The sequence below is a fragment of the Sanguibacter sp. Leaf3 genome, from assembly GCF_001425965.1.
Classification (GTDB): domain Bacteria; phylum Actinomycetota; class Actinomycetes; order Actinomycetales; family Cellulomonadaceae; genus Sanguibacter; species Sanguibacter inulinus.
In genome coordinates, this window is sequence record NZ_LMRH01000001.1 from 82703 (window position 1) to 97772 (window position 15070).

At 72.3% G+C, this 15070-nt stretch carries 12 protein-coding genes; 8 read left to right on the plus strand and 4 right to left on the minus strand.

All coding sequences use genetic code 11. The features are described 5' to 3' along the window. Positions 1-11: 11 nt before the first annotated feature. Positions 12-668 (minus strand): NADPH-dependent F420 reductase, encoded by a 657-nt coding sequence (locus tag ASG53_RS00400; protein ID WP_056127039.1) that lies wholly within the window; start codon positions 666-668, stop codon positions 12-14. A 273-nt stretch (positions 669-941) separates the two neighbouring features. Between ASG53_RS00400 and ASG53_RS00405 the strand changes: the two genes are divergently transcribed. Genes ASG53_RS00405 through ASG53_RS00415 form a run of 3 tightly spaced genes read left to right on the plus strand, consistent with a single transcriptional unit; the run spans position 942 to position 3379 of the window. Then, entirely contained in the window at positions 942-1466 is a 525-nt protein-coding gene (locus tag ASG53_RS00405; protein WP_056130379.1) for a helix-turn-helix domain-containing protein, read from the plus strand. A 21-nt stretch (positions 1467-1487) separates the two neighbouring features. Further along, positions 1488-2063, plus strand: a complete 576-nt coding sequence (locus ASG53_RS00410) for a PIN domain-containing protein (protein ID WP_056127041.1) — start codon at positions 1488-1490, stop codon at positions 2061-2063. Continuing rightward, positions 2063-3379: a heparan-alpha-glucosaminide N-acetyltransferase domain-containing protein gene (locus tag ASG53_RS00415; RefSeq protein ID WP_082543676.1), complete on the plus strand. Its 1317-nt coding sequence runs from the start codon at positions 2063-2065 to the stop codon at positions 3377-3379. The genes ASG53_RS00410 and ASG53_RS00415 overlap by 1 nt, the downstream gene beginning before the upstream one ends. An 88-nt stretch (positions 3380-3467) precedes the next feature. Here ASG53_RS00415 and ASG53_RS00420 read toward each other — a convergent pair whose 3' ends face one another. After that, positions 3468-4685: a class I SAM-dependent methyltransferase gene (locus ASG53_RS00420; RefSeq protein WP_056127042.1), complete on the minus strand. Its 1218-nt coding sequence runs from the start codon at positions 4683-4685 to the stop codon at positions 3468-3470. A 259-nt stretch (positions 4686-4944) separates the two neighbouring features. Here ASG53_RS00420 and ASG53_RS00425 point away from each other — a divergent pair, with 259 nt between their 5' ends. The 4 genes from ASG53_RS00425 (at position 4945) to ASG53_RS00440 (ending at position 9912) form a co-directional block, all read left to right on the plus strand. After that, complete coding sequence (locus ASG53_RS00425) at positions 4945-5229, plus strand: HU family DNA-binding protein (protein WP_012868583.1); 285 nt, start codon at positions 4945-4947, stop codon at positions 5227-5229. Positions 5230-5427: 198 nt separating this feature from the next. Then, positions 5428-6810: an anhydro-N-acetylmuramic acid kinase gene (locus tag ASG53_RS00430; protein WP_200945436.1), complete on the plus strand. Its 1383-nt coding sequence runs from the start codon at positions 5428-5430 to the stop codon at positions 6808-6810. Next, positions 6807-8264, plus strand: coding sequence for a sugar porter family MFS transporter (locus ASG53_RS00435; protein ID WP_056127044.1), 1458 nt, complete (start codon positions 6807-6809; stop codon positions 8262-8264). Before ASG53_RS00430 ends, ASG53_RS00435 begins: the two co-directional genes overlap by 4 nt. Before the next feature lie 136 nt (positions 8265-8400). Beyond that, positions 8401-9912, plus strand: a complete 1512-nt coding sequence (locus ASG53_RS00440; protein ID WP_235533773.1) for a YibE/F family protein — start codon at positions 8401-8403, stop codon at positions 9910-9912. A gap of 92 nt (positions 9913-10004) precedes the next feature. Here ASG53_RS00440 and ASG53_RS00445 read toward each other — a convergent pair whose 3' ends face one another. Continuing rightward, positions 10005-12617 (minus strand): lysylphosphatidylglycerol synthase transmembrane domain-containing protein, encoded by a 2613-nt coding sequence (locus tag ASG53_RS00445; protein WP_056127046.1) that lies wholly within the window; start codon positions 12615-12617, stop codon positions 10005-10007. A gap of 334 nt (positions 12618-12951) precedes the next feature. Between ASG53_RS00445 and ASG53_RS00450 the strand changes: the two genes are divergently transcribed. Further along, positions 12952-14172, plus strand: coding sequence for an HdeD family acid-resistance protein (locus tag ASG53_RS00450; protein ID WP_056127048.1), 1221 nt, complete (start codon positions 12952-12954; stop codon positions 14170-14172). Between the two features lie 138 nt (positions 14173-14310). Here ASG53_RS00450 and ASG53_RS00455 read toward each other — a convergent pair whose 3' ends face one another. After that, positions 14311-15033 carry a RibD family protein gene (locus ASG53_RS00455; protein ID WP_056127050.1) on the minus strand — a complete coding sequence of 241 codons (723 nt, stop codon included), beginning with the start codon at positions 15031-15033 and terminating at the stop codon, positions 14311-14313. Positions 15034-15070: the final 37 nt, after the last annotated feature.

Here is a 15070-nt window from a genome sequence, read left to right on the forward strand (position 1 = left end):
ACCAGGTCAGGTCAGACCGTGCGCTGCGCCTCGGCGAGGCGTGCCGGCACGTCGGCGGCCGTCATGCGCACCCCGTAGGCGGGGGTGTCACGCTCGAAGCGCCAGCTCTCCGCGAGCGACCCGGCGTCGACGGCGTCGAAGCCGAGCTCGTCGAGCAGCGTGCTGACGAGGGCCTTGACCGCGTCGTCGTCACCGGCGATCGGCAGCGCGCGCCTGTCGGGCGTCCCGGAGACCGAGGCGTCGTCGGTGAGGTCGGCTGCCGTGATGTTGTTGAAGGCCTTGACGACCTTCGACCCCGGCAGGTGCGCCTGGAGCATCGCGGAGACCGTCGTGGTGCCCTCGTCGAGGGCGGGGATGCGGCCGTCGCGCTCGAAGTAGTAGTTGTTGGTGTCGATGACGACCTTGCCGTCGAGGGGCTCGACGGGGACGTCGCGGTAGGCCTTGAGCGGGACGGTGACGACCACGAGGTCGCCTGCCTCCGCAGCCTCGGCTGCTGTCGCGGCGCGGGCGCGCGGCCCGAGCTCGGCGACGAGGTCGGCGAGGGTCTCCGGCCCGCGGGAGTTGCTCACGACGACGTCGTAGCCGTGCGCGACGGCGAGGCGGGCGAGCTGGCTGCCGATGTGGCCCGAGCCGACGAGCCCGATGGTGGTGAGTCCGGTGGCTGTCATGGTGCGGCTCCTTCTCGAGACGGCCGCGGCGAGGTGCCGCGGCGGTGCTGTGCCGTGCTGATCGGGCAGTGGTCGGTCTGGCCCTGCTCTGGGGCGGTGACCTCACGGTCACCTCTCTGCGCCAACACCGCACGCCGCCGAGAGCATCCCGGAGGAGCGGTTCCTCGCATCACGTCGTCTTCCTGACGGCTGGCACCGACCCGTGTGCAGCGTTTTCTCGAACGTTGCGAACGCGCGTACGCTGTGTTCGACGGCGAGAGCGAGGACGAGGCCATGGCTGCAGAGCTCGTAGAGCACACCTATCTTCCTGGGCACGAGGGCGACCTCGCTGAGGTGCACAGCTTTCTCGAGGCGCACGCGCGTTCACGCGGTGCGGCAGTCGCTCCGCGGTACCTGCTCGTAGACGAGGGTGAAGGCGACCAGGTGGAGCTGCCGGAGCCCATGTACAGGCTTCTCGTCCAGGTCGCGGAGGCGCTGAGCGCCGGCCGCGCGGTCACCGTGGCACCGAGATCGACGGTCCTGACGACCCAGCAGGCGGCTGAGGTCCTCGGCGTCTCACGTCCGACCGTCGTCCGTCTCATCGATGCCGGCGAGATCCCTGCGGAGCGCCCGGGGACACGGCGTCAGGTCCTGCTGAGCGACGTGCTGGCGTACAGGGAGAAGCGTCGCCGGATGCAGTACGACATGCTCGAGGCGACAGCCGTCGACCTGGCTGACGAGGGCGACCCTGAGGAGGTTGCTGCGCAGATGCGAGAAGTGCGCAAGGTGGTGGCTGAGCGGCGTCGGAGCGCCCGGTAGAAGCCTGCGATGATCTGACACATGTTCTCGGCCGTCCTCGACACCTGCGTGCTCTGGCCGAGCCTTCAGCGTGACTTCCTGCTGAGTCTTGCCGTCGAGAACCTCTACCGACCCTTGTGGTCGTCGGCGATCCTCGAGGAGCTGGAGATGCACGAGGCCCGGAAGCTCGTCGGTCGAGGGGTATCGATGCCAGACGCCGATCGGAGCGCCCAGCGTCTGGTCGAACAGATGACCGCGGCCTTCGATGACGCGTGCGTCTCTGGGTGGGAGCCTCTGGACGGCACCTACGGCCTCCCAGATCGCGATGACGAGCACCTCGTCGCCGCTGCGGTCGTCGGCGGGGCTGGGGCGATCGTGACGATGAACGTCCGTGATCTCCCCGCCGACAGGCTGCCGACCCATGTCCAGGTCACGTCCCCAGCCGACTTCGCTCTCGAGACCGTCGAGATCGACCCGGAGAGAGCCTTCGAAGGGGTGGTGAAGATGGCTGAGCGCCGACGGCGGGACCCGGTCCAGAGCGTCGACCAGGTGCTCATGATCTTGGGCGACCGCTACGGCATGGTTGCTGCAGCTGCCGTGCTGAAGGGGGCACGGTGATGTCGCTGCACTCGGTGCCCGAGGACCGGGCGCCCGGAGCGCGGCCCGGGTCAGCCGGTGCTGGGCGCGACGCTGTCCCGACGGGTGTCGGCTCGCGCCCCACCCGCCTCGTCGGCATCGACCTCGCGCGGTTCCTCGCCGTGCTCGGCATGATGGCCGCGCACCTCATGCCACCCTCTGGGTACCCGGGGCACGTGCCGTGGGTGTCGCGGGTGGTCGACGGGAACGCGTCGACCCTCTTCGCGGTGCTCGGGGGTGTGAGCGTGGTGCTCGCCTCCAGGTCGGCCCTCGCGCGCGGCGAGGTCGCCGCCGCGCGGTGGACGACAGCCACGCGCGGGCTGCTCGTCGTGCTGCTGGGCGCGACCCTCGCGCTCGGGCCGGCCAACGTCGTCGTGGTCCTCGTGTACTTCGGGGTGACGCTCGTGTGCGCCGTGCCGTTCCTGCGGGTGCGGCCGGGCTGGTTGCTCGCCTGGGCCGGGCTGCTCGCCGTCGTCGGACCCGTCGTCAACGCCTCGGTCCGGGCGGCCCTCGACGTCGAGGGCGAGGGTGGGAGCCTCGGCTGGGGCGAGCTCGTCGACCCTCTGGTCGCGCTGCGTGCCGCCGTCCTCACCGGGACGTACCCCGTCGTCACGTGGTTGGTCTACGTGCTCGTCGGCATGGCCCTCGCGAAGGTGCTGCTCGCCGCCCGCGAGGCCGGGACCGACCGTCGGCCGCTGGTGCGGCTGCTCGCCTGGGGCGTCGTGCTGGTCGCCGGGAGCCTCACGCTGAGCACGCTCGTCTACGAGGCCGCGGGCCGCGCGGCAGCCCTCGCCACCTATCCGTCCTTCACGGGCCCGCAGGTCGACCTCCTCGTGGGGGAGTCGGGCTGGGGTGCCCCGCTCGACACGGGCTGGTGGGCGCTCGCCCTCCAGACCCCGCACACGGGCGCGCCGCTCGACATGCTGCGCGGCGTCGGGGTCGCGCTCGTGGTGGTCTCGGCGATGCTGCTGATCGCCGGAGCGCTGCCTGGCTGGGCGCTTCGGCTCCTCGAGCCCCTGCGCGCCGCCGGGGCTGCGCCGCTGACCGTCTACACGCTCCACGTCCTCGGTGTCGGGGTGACGGGCCTGATGATCGAGGCTGTCGTCCGCGCCGGAGGCTTCACCGAGGTCCCCTGGTGGTACCTGGGACCGTGGATCTTCGCCGTGCACGCGGCCGGGGCTGTCCTGGTCGGTGTGGTCCTCGCGACCCTCGGCCGCAAGGGCCCGCTCGAGACCGCGGTCAGCGCCGCCGCACGCCGCACGGGCACGTGGGCCGCCGGGCTCGGCCGGAGTCGCTGAGGCCGGTTCTCCGCGCCTACAGCTCCTGCAGCACCTATCCCTCCTGCCGCACCTACGGCACCTATCCCTCCTGCCGCACCTACTGCACCTACCGCTCCTGCCGCACCGAGCGCGTCACCGTGAACTTCGGGTCCTGGCGCACCATGGTCGTCGGTCCGACGGTCCTGGCCAGCGCGCTCTTGTGGCGCAGGTGCGAGTTGTAGACCGTCCACAGCTCGCCGCCGGGCCGCAGCACGCGAGCGGCCGCCGCGAACATGCGGTGTGCGGCGTCCGTCTCGAGCGTCGTCCCGGCGTGGAACGGCGGGTTGCAGACGACGAGGTCGGCCGACCCGTCTGGGAGCGTCGAGAGCGCGTCGTCCCGCAGCCCGCTCACGCGGTCCCCGACACCGTTCGCCGCGGCTGTCGCGAGGGCCGACGCGACGGCGGCTGCCGACTGGTCGGAGGCGACGACCCGGATCCCGGGCCTGGAGCGGGCGAGGGCCGTGGCGAGCACGCCGGTCCCGCACCCGAGGTCGACGGCGTCGCGTGCCTCGGGGTGGGCCTCGTCGAGCACGGCGAGCAGGGCGCGCGTCCCGATGTCCAGACGGGCACCCGCGAAGACCCCGCCGTGCGCGACGACGGTGAGTTCGAGCTCGGCCAGGTGCGCACTGCGGGGGAAGACCGGCGCCGCCGTCCGGGCTGCGTCGAGAGGTCGACGGGCGACGAGCGCCCGGGCCTTGAAGCGCCCGAGCGTCGCGTGCACCTCGCCGAAGGACCGCCCGAGCACCTCGTTCATCGACCGGGTCATGTGCTTGACCGGCCCGCCCGCGTAGACGACCACGTCGTCGGGTGCCCAGCGGGCGATCGCCTGGGCCGTCTCCTCGAGGGCGTCGAGGCTCTTCGGCAGCCGCAGCAGCACGACGCCGGCCGCGCTCAGGAGCGAGGCGTCAAGACTCGGGTGGACGACGACGTGGTGCGAGGAGGGGACGGGCCCGAGCATCTTGAGGAGGACCTGCTCGGCCGAGACGGAGTCCTGGTAGGACCTGACGGTCCCGGGTGCAGCGGCAGGTGCGGCCTCAGCCCCGGTCTCCGTAGCCCCAACCCCAGCCCCAGCAACCCCGCCCCCGACCTCAGCCCCGGCTGCCTGCGACGCACCGAGGACGAGGTGCCCAGTCGTGTCGTCGAGGACGACCACGTCCCGACCTGCCCCCAGGGCCGCGCGCACGGCGTCGCCTGCCTCGTCCAGCAGCAACCGTCCGGTGCCGTCAGGGCCAGCACCCGCCGCAGGGTCGCCGGCGGGTGGGGTGTGCTCGGAGATCACTGGCATCCCACCAGTGTCCCTGAGCGGAGCCCTGCGACGAGAGTCGCACCATTCAGGCATTTCGGCTGACGGGACCGCCACGGGGCCCGTCGACGGCCGGAAACTTCACCGATTTCAGCGTTGAGAGGAACCTGGAGCCCTGAAATGGCGTCACGGGGCCGGAAGATTCCCTAGTGTTGTCCACGAAGACCTGCCGCAAGGCTGGCACAGTACGTCTCGTGCCGTGCAGCGACCGCTGCACGGGCAGACTGACGAAGGGATCCGCATGTCGCTCAACCGCACCGACCTCGTCTCGGCGATCGCTGGCAAGTCTGGTCTGACCAAGACCGACGCCGACGCTGCTCTCTCGGCTCTCCAGGAGGTTCTCGTCGAGTCCCTCTCCGCCGGCGAGGCAGTCAAGGTCACCGGCCTGCTCTCCGTCGAGCGCGTCGAGCGTGCCGCTCGCACGGGCCGCAACCCCCGCACCGGCGAGGAGATCTCGATCCCCGCTGGCTTCGGCGTGAAGATCTCGGCTGGCAGCCTCCTCAAGAAGGCCGTCTCCACCAAGTGATCTCCCTGACGGCCAGGCTCTGCCCGGCCGTCAGCACGAGGCCCGGAGCCGAGGACACGTCCTCGGCACCGGGCCTCTGCCGTGCCCGGGTCGACCACGGGTGAGCGGTGTATATCCTGTCTTGTCTGGCTTGCACCATCGAGCACGCCCAGCCCTGACGTCCTCGAGAGGCAGCACCCTGTGATCGTCGTCGGTCTGATGTCCGGAACCTCGCACGACTCGATCGACGCCGCAGCCGCGAGGGTGACGATGGCCGACGCCACCGTGCACCTCGAGCCGCTCGGCACCGTCGAGGTCGCCTACCCGCCCGCGCTGCGGGCCGACCTCGTGGCTGCCCTGCCGCCGTCGCCGACGACCGTCGAGGCGCTCTGCCGCCTCGACACGCAGATCGGCCAGGCCTTCGCCGACGTCGCCGCGCGCGCGGTCGACGAGCTCTGCGGCGGCAGCGCGAACCTCGTCGTCTCGCACGGCCAGACGCTCTTCCACTGGGTCGAGGGCGGAGCCGTGGCCGGGACCCTCCAGGTCGGTCAGCCCGCGTGGGTCGCCGAGCGCACGGGCACCACCGTCGTCTCCGACCTGCGGGCGCGCGACGTCGCCGCCGGTGGTCAGGGAGCCCCGCTCGTGAGCGCCTTCGACGTGCTCTGGCTGCACGACAGGCCCGGGGTCACGGCCGCCCTCAATCTCGGCGGCATCGCGAACGTCACGGTCGTCGCTGCGGGGCGCGACCCCGTCGCCTTCGACACCGGACCGGCCAACGCCCTCGTGGACGCCGCCGTCGTGCGGCTCACCGGCGGAACCGAGGCCTTCGACCGCGACGGCGCCCTCGCCGCCGCAGGGACCGTCGACGAGGACCTGCTCGAGCGTCTGCTCGACGAGCCGTACTACGCGCGCCCAGCCCCCAAGACCACGGGCAAGGAGCTGTTCCACCCCGGCTACCTGGACGAGATCTTCGCCGCCGCGGCTGCCACGACTGCCACGGCCGCCGCCGAGCACGGAGCCGGTGGGGCTGCCGCAGACGGCGCCTCCGTCTCGAGCGCTGCCCAGCCGTCTCCGGGCGCGGACCTTGTCGCGACCCTCACCGAGCTCACAGCCCGGACCGTGGCCGACGCGGTCCTCGCGCACGGTGCCACGAGCGTCGTCGCCTCGGGAGGCGGCACGCGCAACCCCGTCCTCATGGCCCGTCTCGCCGCACACCTGCCGGGGGTCGAGGTGCTCACCTCCGACGACCTCGGGATCCCGTCCCAGGCCAAAGAGGCCCTGGCCTTCGCCGTCCTCGGCTTCCTCACCGTGCACGGAGTGCCGGCCTCGGTCGCGTCCTGCACAGGTGCGCGCGGAGCCCGGGTGCTGGGGTCGATCACCCCTGGTGACCTCTGGCCGCCTGCGCAGGCGGCCGCGGCCCCACCCGCGCGCCTCGTCGTGGGCGCCCCTCCGCAGCCAGCCGCACCCGGTACCGCCGCGTCACCAGCCGCCGCGTCACCAGCCACCGCCGGACCCGCCGTCGCGTCACCCGCCACCGCGTCACCAGCCGCCGTCTCCACCTCCGTCTCCGTGCCGAGCACTCTCGCCGAGGACCAGCGATGACCGCACCGTCGTCGGGCCGCACGCCGTCGTCCCAGACCCCGTCGCCCCGCCCTGCCTCGTCCCAGAAGCGCCCTCCCGAGAAGTACCTGACAGTCGTCGCGACGATCGCGACCCTCGGCGGGCTGCTCTTCGGCTACGACACCGGCGTGATCTCGGGTGCGCTGCTCTTCATGTCCGACGACCTCGGCCTCACGCCCTTCACCGAGGGCCTGGTGACGAGCTCGCTGCTCGTCGGCGCTGCGCTCGGGGCCCTGCTGGGCGGCCGCCTGGCCGACGCCTACGGACGCCGCCGGACCCTGCTCGGCCTCGCGGTCGTCTTCGCGATCGGGTCGCTCGGGACGGCCCTCGCCCCCGACGTCTCGACGATGGTCGTGTTCCGCGTGGTCCTCGGTCTCGCGGTCGGCGGGGCGTCGTCGACGGTCCCGGTCTACATCGCGGAGATGTCGCCCGCCAGACGCCGCGGGCGTCTCGTGACGCAGAACGACCTGATGATCGTCACCGGGCAGCTGCTCGCCTACGTGTCGAACGCCGGGATCGACGCCGTGTGGGGCGGGCACGGCACGTGGCGCTGGATGCTCGCGATCGCCACGGTCCCGGCCGTCGCGCTGTGGGTCGGGATGCTGCTGGTCCCCGAGAGCCCGCGCTGGTACGCCTCGAAGGGGCGCTTCGGCGAGGCCCTCGACGTGCTGCGGCGGGTCCGTGCCGCCGGCGACGTCGACGCGGAGATGGAGCAGATCCGCCAGACCGCGACGGCCGACACGAGCGCCGGGTCCCTGCGCGACCTCGCCGTGCCGTGGGTGCGCAGGCTCGTGCTGCTCGGCATGCTGCTCGCGGTGATCCAGCAGATCACCGGCGTCAACACGATCATGTACTACGCCCCGACCATCTTGCGGACCACGGGTCTGGGCGACAGCGCGGCCCTCACGGCGACCATCGCGAACGGCGTGGTGTCGGTCCTGGCGACGATCGTCGGCATGATCTTGCTCGGGCGCGCGCGACGGCGGCGGATGCTGCTCGTGGGGCAGGCGGGCATCACCGCCTCGCTCGCCCTCGTCGGGCTGTCCTTCGCCATGTTCTTCCACGAGGTCGACGGTGCGCTCGTCGGCAACGTGCCGGGTGCGAGCTACGTGGTGCTCTTCTTCATGCTGACCTTCTTGTGCTTCCAGCAGGGGTCGATCTCACCTGTCACGTGGCTCATGCTGTCCGAGATCTTCCCGATGAAGCTGCGGGGCATCGGCCTGGGGCTCGCGGCCTTCGCCAACTGGACCATCAACTTCGGTGTGACGCTGGCCTTCCCCGTCCTGCTCTCGGCGATCGGTGGGACGTGGACCTTCGCGCTCTTCGCCTGCGTCAACCTCGCGATGATCGTCCCCGCCCTGCGCTTCGTGCCCGAGACCAAGGGACGGACCCTCGAACAGCTCGAGGCCGGGTTCCGCGGTGGGCAGTCGGCCTGAGCCGCTCGGCCGAGCGTCCCGGCGGCTCCTCAGACCTGGGCTCTCTGAGCCTCTGCGCCCGTTCCCCGTGTGCTGGTCCTGTGCGGACTGCCGTGGCGGTCTTCGGCTCCGGGCTCGCATCTGACAAGATCGACCCGTGAGTCAACCTGAGAATGATTCCCGGACGCACCGGGCTCGGCCTGAGCGCCCAGGGCCGCGCGGCACCCGGAGCCGCCGCAGCGGACGCGACCTCGCGCGGACGTCGAAGAACACCGACGGCGGCACCCACGCCGCAGCCGACCGCACCCCAGACCTTCACGTCCACGCGCACGGGCACGGTCCCGCGCCGCGTTCCTCGCGGCGCGTCCGGGTGATCCTCGCGTCGTTCTTGATCCCCGCGCTGCTGCTCACCGTGGTCGGCATGGTGCTGCTCTGGCCGCACGGTGCCCCCGAGCGCGGGACGATCGACACGACGGCCGACACTGCCGGCAAGCTCTACGGCGTCGTGACGGGGGAGTCCGAGGGCAACCTCGTCCCCGTGACGCTCGACGGCACCGGCGAGCAGGTGCAGGTGATGTTCCCGCCGGACTACCTCGCCCTCGGTGTCGACGTCGGCTCCACCCTGAAGATCCTGCACATCCCGCAGGCTGCGGCCTCGGGCAGCGAGTACGTGTTCATGGACTACACGCGCGACCTGCCGATCGGGCTGCTCGCCGCCGCCTACCTCGTCGTGGTGATCGCCGTCGCGGGCTGGCGCGGGCTCGCGTCGATCGCCGGTCTGCTCATCTCCTTCGGCGTGGTGGTCTTCTTCACGCTCCCGGCCCTGCTCGTGGGGACCAACCCGATCGGCGTGGCCCTCGTGACGGCCTCCGTCGTGATGTTCATCGTGCTCTACCTCGCCCACGGCTTCACGGCTCGCACGTCCGCGGCGATGCTCGGCACGATGATCGGGCTCGTCATCACCGCTGCCCTCGCGGGGTGGGCGGTCGACGCCGCGAACATCTTCGGCCTCTCCGACGAGTACGCCCTCGCGCTGCCCGCCTACGCCCCAGACGTCGACATCCGGGGGATCGCGGTCTGCGGGATCGTCCTGGCAGGGCTCGGCGTGCTCAACGACGTGACCATCACGCAGGCCTCGTCCGTGTGGGAGCTGCGGGCTGCGAGCCCCACCATGAACCGCCGCGAGCTCTTCGTGCGGGGCATGCGGATCGGCCGCGACCACATCGCCTCGACCGTCTATACGATCGCCTTCGCCTACCTCGGCGCGGCCCTGCCGATGCTGCTCATGGTCTCCCTCATCGACATGAGCCTGGGCGAGACGCTGACCTCGGGCGAGATCGCCCACGAGGTGGTCCGCACCCTCGTCGGCTCGATCGGCCTCGTCCTCGCGATCCCCATCACGACAGCCATCGCGGCTCTCGCAGTCGGCAGCCACGCCTCCCTCGGCCCGCTCCCGGGCACGACACCCGCAGGGGAGGGGCCGGACGATGCAGGACCCCACGACGACTGGTCCAGTGACGGTCCGGTCGGCAGGAGCGCCCTTGACGGCAGGGCCGGCGAGAAGGTGCTGGAGAGCAGACGCGTCTCGGCTGTCCCAGCGGACGATCCCTCTCCGTCGCCCGCGACACGGGCAGCCCTCCGTGCCGCTCGGACCAACGGCGACGGCTAACACACAGCACTCCGCGCAGACTCTCACCCGCGTCCGGGGCCTGGTCCTGGCAGCCCTGAGACCCTCCGCACTACGCCCCGGTCGACCCGCCCCTACAGATCGCCCTTGCGCTGCAGGAACCGCATCGCGACCCAGCCGATGGGGATGCGCGCCCAGTACGTGACCACGCGGAACAGCGCGACGGCCGGGGTCGCGATGGACGCCGGGACCCCCGCGGTCGCGGTGAGGCCGGTGATGAGCGCGAACTCGATCGCGCCGAGCCCACCCGGGGTCGGCACGAGCGCTCCGGCGGTGTTGCCGACGAGGTAGACGACAGCGACGTCGACGAGCGCGACGTCCTGCCCGAAGGCGGCGAGCGCCGCGTCGAAGGCCAGCACGTAGCCCATGGTCATGACGATGTTCCCGGCGAACCCTGCGGCGATGCGCCACGGCTGCCCGAGCATCTCCGACAGGCGGGGCCACACCTGGCGGTACATCGGCTCGAGCTTCGCGACGATCCAGCGCCGCACCCACGGGACGAGGAAGGCAGCCGCGACGACGGCCGCGGCGATCGCGACGGCCGCGAGCATCGTGGTCGACGGGAGGCTGCGGAGCACGCCGCCGTCCCCCGTCGCGACGGAGAGCCCGACGAGCAGCAGCACGGTGACGACGAACTGCGAGACCTGCACGAGCGCGACTGTCGCGAGCGCGAGGGACGTCGAGACGCCGCGCTTGGTGAGCATGCGCAGATTGAGGGCTGCGGGCCCGAGCCCGGCCGGGGCGGCGAGCGCCACGAAGGACGCCGCGGCCTGCACCGCAGTCGCCCGGAACACCGAGAGCTTGACGGGCGAGAAGGCGACGAAGGTCCCGGCGCTGCCGACCCAGGTGACCACGCCGAGGGCGAAGGCCACGAGGGCCCACCACGGCTGGGCGTCGAGCAGCGCCTCTTTGATCTCCTCGAAGTTGATGGTCGTCAGCACCACGAACACCGCGACGACGGTGAGCACGAGCGTGATGATGGTCCGCGCCCCGAAGCGGACGAGGCTCACGGGCTCGACGTCGGCCTCGGGCAGCCTGTCGACGAAGGCCTGGCGCAGCTCGGTGATGACCTCTTTGTGCTTGCGGAGGTCTTCGCGCGTGCTCGTGGGCAGCGCGACGACCTGCAGCAGCGGACCGAGGGCCTCGATGTCGGACTCCGAGAGCACCTCGGCGGCCGAGGCCATCGCGCGCTCGGCGCCGACCCGCAGGGCGAGCAGGGCGATGAGCTGGGTGAGGTCCATGCGCCGCGCGAGGGTCGAGGACGCGACGTCGCCGGCCTCCCACCCGGTCAACCAGACCTCGGGGTCGCCGTCGTCGGTCGTGCCGAGCAGCAGGACGTCAGCGGTGACCTGGCGGTGCGCGAGCCCGGCGGCGTGCGCGATCTCGAGCTGGCGCCAGGCCTCGCGCAGGACGGGGTCGGTGAGCTTCTCGGTCGGGACGTCGCGCAGCGGCATCGTGCCGACCGGGTGCTCCTGGATGAGCAGCATCGAGTCGTCGGCCTCGGCCAGCCCGAGCAGGCGCGGGGAGCGGACCCCGGCGGCCTGGGCCGCGTAGGCGAGCAGCGCCGCGCGCTCGGCGACGGCGCGCAGCGAGATGGCCGACCGGCCGTCGATACCGCGCAGCCGCAGCGAGCGCCAGAGGCGGGTGAGGACGCCGATCACCTGACGGTCGCCGTCGAGCACGACGACGTCGAGGCGCGGGCCGTCGGCCTGGCTCAGGGCGTAGACGCGGTTGTCGGAGTACCGGGCGATCGCCACGGATGATGGTGCCGGGTCGAGCTCGGTGCCCTCGGCCGCGGCGCGGGCCGCGATCTCGGCGGCCGAGGCTCGCTCGACGGGGTCGAGGCTCTCGTCGTCGTCGGCCACGTCACGGACCCGCACGAGGGCTGTCGGCTCGAAGCCTGCGCGACGGACCCCGTCGAGCAGGTCGGTGCCGTAGGCGCGCTCGCTGCGGACCCCGGACACGTAGCGGACGAGCATGCCGGAGAGCCGTCCGAGCAGGAGTGCGAAGAGCACGCCGGAGAGGGACACCTGGCCGGTGACGAGCACGACGGTCAGCGAGACCCACAGCAGGTTCCACGACAGACGCACCGTGCGGCGGCGGGTCCGGGGGCCCGACGCCGTGAGCAGACCGCCGACACCCGCGACAAAACCGGGGATGGTGAGCGTGTACACACCGCGGATCGGCACTGACATGCCGATCTGCAGGTCGTCCGAGCCCCAGGTCGTGATAGCCCAGGTCGCGATCCCGGCGAGCATGAGGCCGGTGACGAGCGCGGCGATGCACTCGACGACCTGGCGTCCTTGCTTGCGGATCGCGATCTCGGTGAGGACCGCGACGGGCACCCCGAGCATGATGAGCGCCTCGAGCAGCGCGACGGGCACGAAGAGCACCCGGGCGAGCACAGAGCCGAAGTTCTGGACGTCGGCCTGGACGCCCTCGGTCGTCGCGTGCGCGTAGACCGCGAGGACCAGCACGAGGACCGCGCCGACGGCGGCGAGCGCCACGCCCACGAGGTCGCGCGGCTGGCGCACGCGGGCGAGCGGGGTGTCGACGACGAGGACCGACGCGTAGGCGTCGTCGGTGTCGCTCCCAGACGTCCCGGGGGGCGTCGGGGTGGCGCCGGGCTCGGTAGAGAAGGAGCCGACCTCGTGCACCGTCGGTGGGCGCTGTGACTCGGGTGGCATGACTGCGAGTCTAGGGCTGTGCGCCTGCGCCGCACCGCGAAGGACACCCGCTGAGAGTGGTGGCGTTGCGCACGCACGGCCGGCTAGGTGCCCAGGGCGTCCCGCCAGGTGGCCAGACCGTCCCGCCGGGTGCCACGTCCCTCCTGCCGGGTAGCCCGTCGCCCCGCCCTCGGTGCTGCTGCTGCCGACGCTGCGTGCGGGAGTCGTCGCGGGTGCCCTTGCTTGAGCGTGGTGGGTCTCGCGGACCTACGATGACGCCAGACGTCGCGCCGCTGGTGGCGCGCAGACGATCCGGCTCCCCGGCGTCGACCCACACGAGCTCACGAGGTGCACCATGGCACGGACCACAGCGACCAAGAGCACCCCGGGGGGTGCTGGCGCGGACGGCGGGACGCAGGGCATCGAGCTGCGCAAGGCACGCGGGCTGTGGATCATGCCGCTGATCCGTGGGCTGCTGCTCGTGCTCCTCGGTCTGCTGCTCATGGTGCAGCCTCTCGGCACCCTCGACCGCCTCATCATGCTCTTCGGCGTGTTCCTGCTGCTCGACGGTGTGGTCGCGGCCGTCCAGGGGCTCGTCAACCGTGACCAGATCGGCTGGCGCTGGTGGTTGGTCCAGGGCGCCGTCGACGTCGTCTTCGCCGTGCTGGTCCTCGTGTGGCCCTCGGCCACGGCGCTCGTGCTGTTCTACCTGCTCGTGGTCTGGACCCTCGTGCTGGGTGTCGCGGCGATCGCCGGTGCTGTCGCCCTGGTCCGCAACCGTGACCTCGGCTGGCCGTGGTTGCTGACCATCGGTCTGCTGTCGACGCTCTTCGGCTTCTTGCTCGTCACGCGCTCGCAGGACGCCTCGGCTGCCCTCGAGCTCGTGACCGTGGTGTTCGGCATCTACGCCTTCGTCAGCGGAGCCGTGCACATCGTGTCCGTCTTCGCGATCCGGTCCGTGGCGCAGGAGATCGACCGTGCGCTCACAGGCCGCAGCCTCGTGGTCGACGCGATGGCGGCCCGCCAGGTGGCCGCCCGTGAGGCCGCCGAAGAGCGTGCCGAGGCGAAGGCCGCGGCCTCAGCCGAGAAGAAGGCCGAGAAGCAGGCGGCCAAGGAGCACGGGCGCGATGGCGACCGTGCAGCGCGCGACCGCAAGGTCATCCACCTGCCCGACGGCTCGGAGGAGCAGCACGGTGCTGGGGCTTCCGGGGCTGTCAGCACGGGAGGGACGGGTGGCGCCGTCCGCACCGGTGAGTCCTCGGCCGAGGCCCACGACCGTCGGCTCGACGACGAGCGCGCCGCGGCGGGCTTCCCCGACAGCCCCGGGATCGTCGAGGCCCCGCACCCCGTCGTCCTCGACGACCAGGGCTCGGGCCGCATCCCGGCACGGACGGACCGGGACGGCGGCGCGCAGGCGCAGGCGCCGACCACACCCGCACCCGCACCCGCTGCCGCCGACGACGAGGTCTTCGACGTCGCCGCGACCGAGGACGACCAGCCTCGGACGACCTCGACCCCCGGGACCTCCGCGACCGGTAGCGACAGCCCCGAGGCCGAGGCACCGCCCCGCGTCTGACGAGGCGTGGCCCGGCGTCTCACGAGGCACCGCCCGGCTCTGACGAGGCGCCGCCACGCGTCTGACGAGGCGCCGCCCCGCGTCTGACGTGGCGCCGCCCCGCGCCTGGCCCGGCGTCACCCCGCAACCTGCGCGGCGTCAGCCTGCGTCGGGCACCAGCCCAGCGTCTCGCCCGAGCGTGACCCGCAGCAAGGCCTGGCCCGCGCCGTCACCCAGGACCCTGACGTCACGCAGGACGAAGGTCTCGGGCAGGTTCCCGACGCCGAGGTCCATGGCCCCCACGATCCCGCCGACCGAGAGCTCGGGGCTCACGTGGGTGACGACCTCGTCGACCAGCCCGGCCCTGAGGAACTCGGACGCGAGAGCGGGGCCGCCGTCGAGCAGCACGTGCCGACCGCCGAGGTCGTCGATCGCCCGCAGCGCGAGGTGCGGGTCGCGCGTCGCGAAGTGCAGGGTCCGGCCAGGTGCGTCGAAGACCGGCAGACCCGGGTCGAGGTCGCGTGTTCCCAGCACGACACGGAGCGGCTGCCGTGCAGACGGCGTCCCGTCGGGATCGAGGACGGCGAGCGACACGTCGTGCGCGAGGACCGCCCAGGTGCTCACGACGAGGGTGTCGGCGGCCGAGCGGAGGGCGTCGAGGTCAGGGGCGGGCGTGCCGCGGTCGACGACCCAGGTGACGAACGGGCGCCCGGGACGCGCGTCGTCTCCCGGGCGCGGAGCGCGCATCCGAGGGGCAGCCTGTGGGGTGGGGCTGGCCGGGGCGGTCTTGCTGTCCCCGGCGCGCGACGCATCAGCCTCGGGGATAGTGCGGGAGTGCGTGGACGGTGTCTGGGCCCCGGTGTCGGAGGGCTCGGCGCGCATGGTGGTCTCCGGTGTCGTGCGGCGACCGTGCTCAGGC

Coding starts and splice junctions, on each gene's coding strand:
- ASG53_RS00400 (WP_056127039.1), bottom strand. CDS start 668: ATGACAGCCACCGGACTCACCACCATCGGGCTCGTCGGCTCGGGCCAC.
- ASG53_RS00405 (WP_056130379.1), top strand. CDS start 942: ATGGCTGCAGAGCTCGTAGAGCACACCTATCTTCCTGGGCACGAGGGC.
- ASG53_RS00410 (WP_056127041.1), top strand. CDS start 1,488: ATGTTCTCGGCCGTCCTCGACACCTGCGTGCTCTGGCCGAGCCTTCAG.
- ASG53_RS00415 (WP_082543676.1), top strand. CDS start 2,063: ATGTCGCTGCACTCGGTGCCCGAGGACCGGGCGCCCGGAGCGCGGCCC.
- ASG53_RS00420 (WP_056127042.1), bottom strand. CDS start 4,685: ATGCCAGTGATCTCCGAGCACACCCCACCCGCCGGCGACCCTGCGGCG.
- ASG53_RS00425 (WP_012868583.1), top strand. CDS start 4,945: ATGTCGCTCAACCGCACCGACCTCGTCTCGGCGATCGCTGGCAAGTCT.
- ASG53_RS00430 (WP_200945436.1), top strand. CDS start 5,428: ATGTCCGGAACCTCGCACGACTCGATCGACGCCGCAGCCGCGAGGGTG.
- ASG53_RS00435 (WP_056127044.1), top strand. CDS start 6,807: ATGACCGCACCGTCGTCGGGCCGCACGCCGTCGTCCCAGACCCCGTCG.
- ASG53_RS00445 (WP_056127046.1), bottom strand. CDS start 12,617: ATGCCACCCGAGTCACAGCGCCCACCGACGGTGCACGAGGTCGGCTCC.
- ASG53_RS00450 (WP_056127048.1), top strand. CDS start 12,952: ATGGCACGGACCACAGCGACCAAGAGCACCCCGGGGGGTGCTGGCGCG.
- ASG53_RS00455 (WP_056127050.1), bottom strand. CDS start 15,033: ATGCGCGCCGAGCCCTCCGACACCGGGGCCCAGACACCGTCCACGCAC.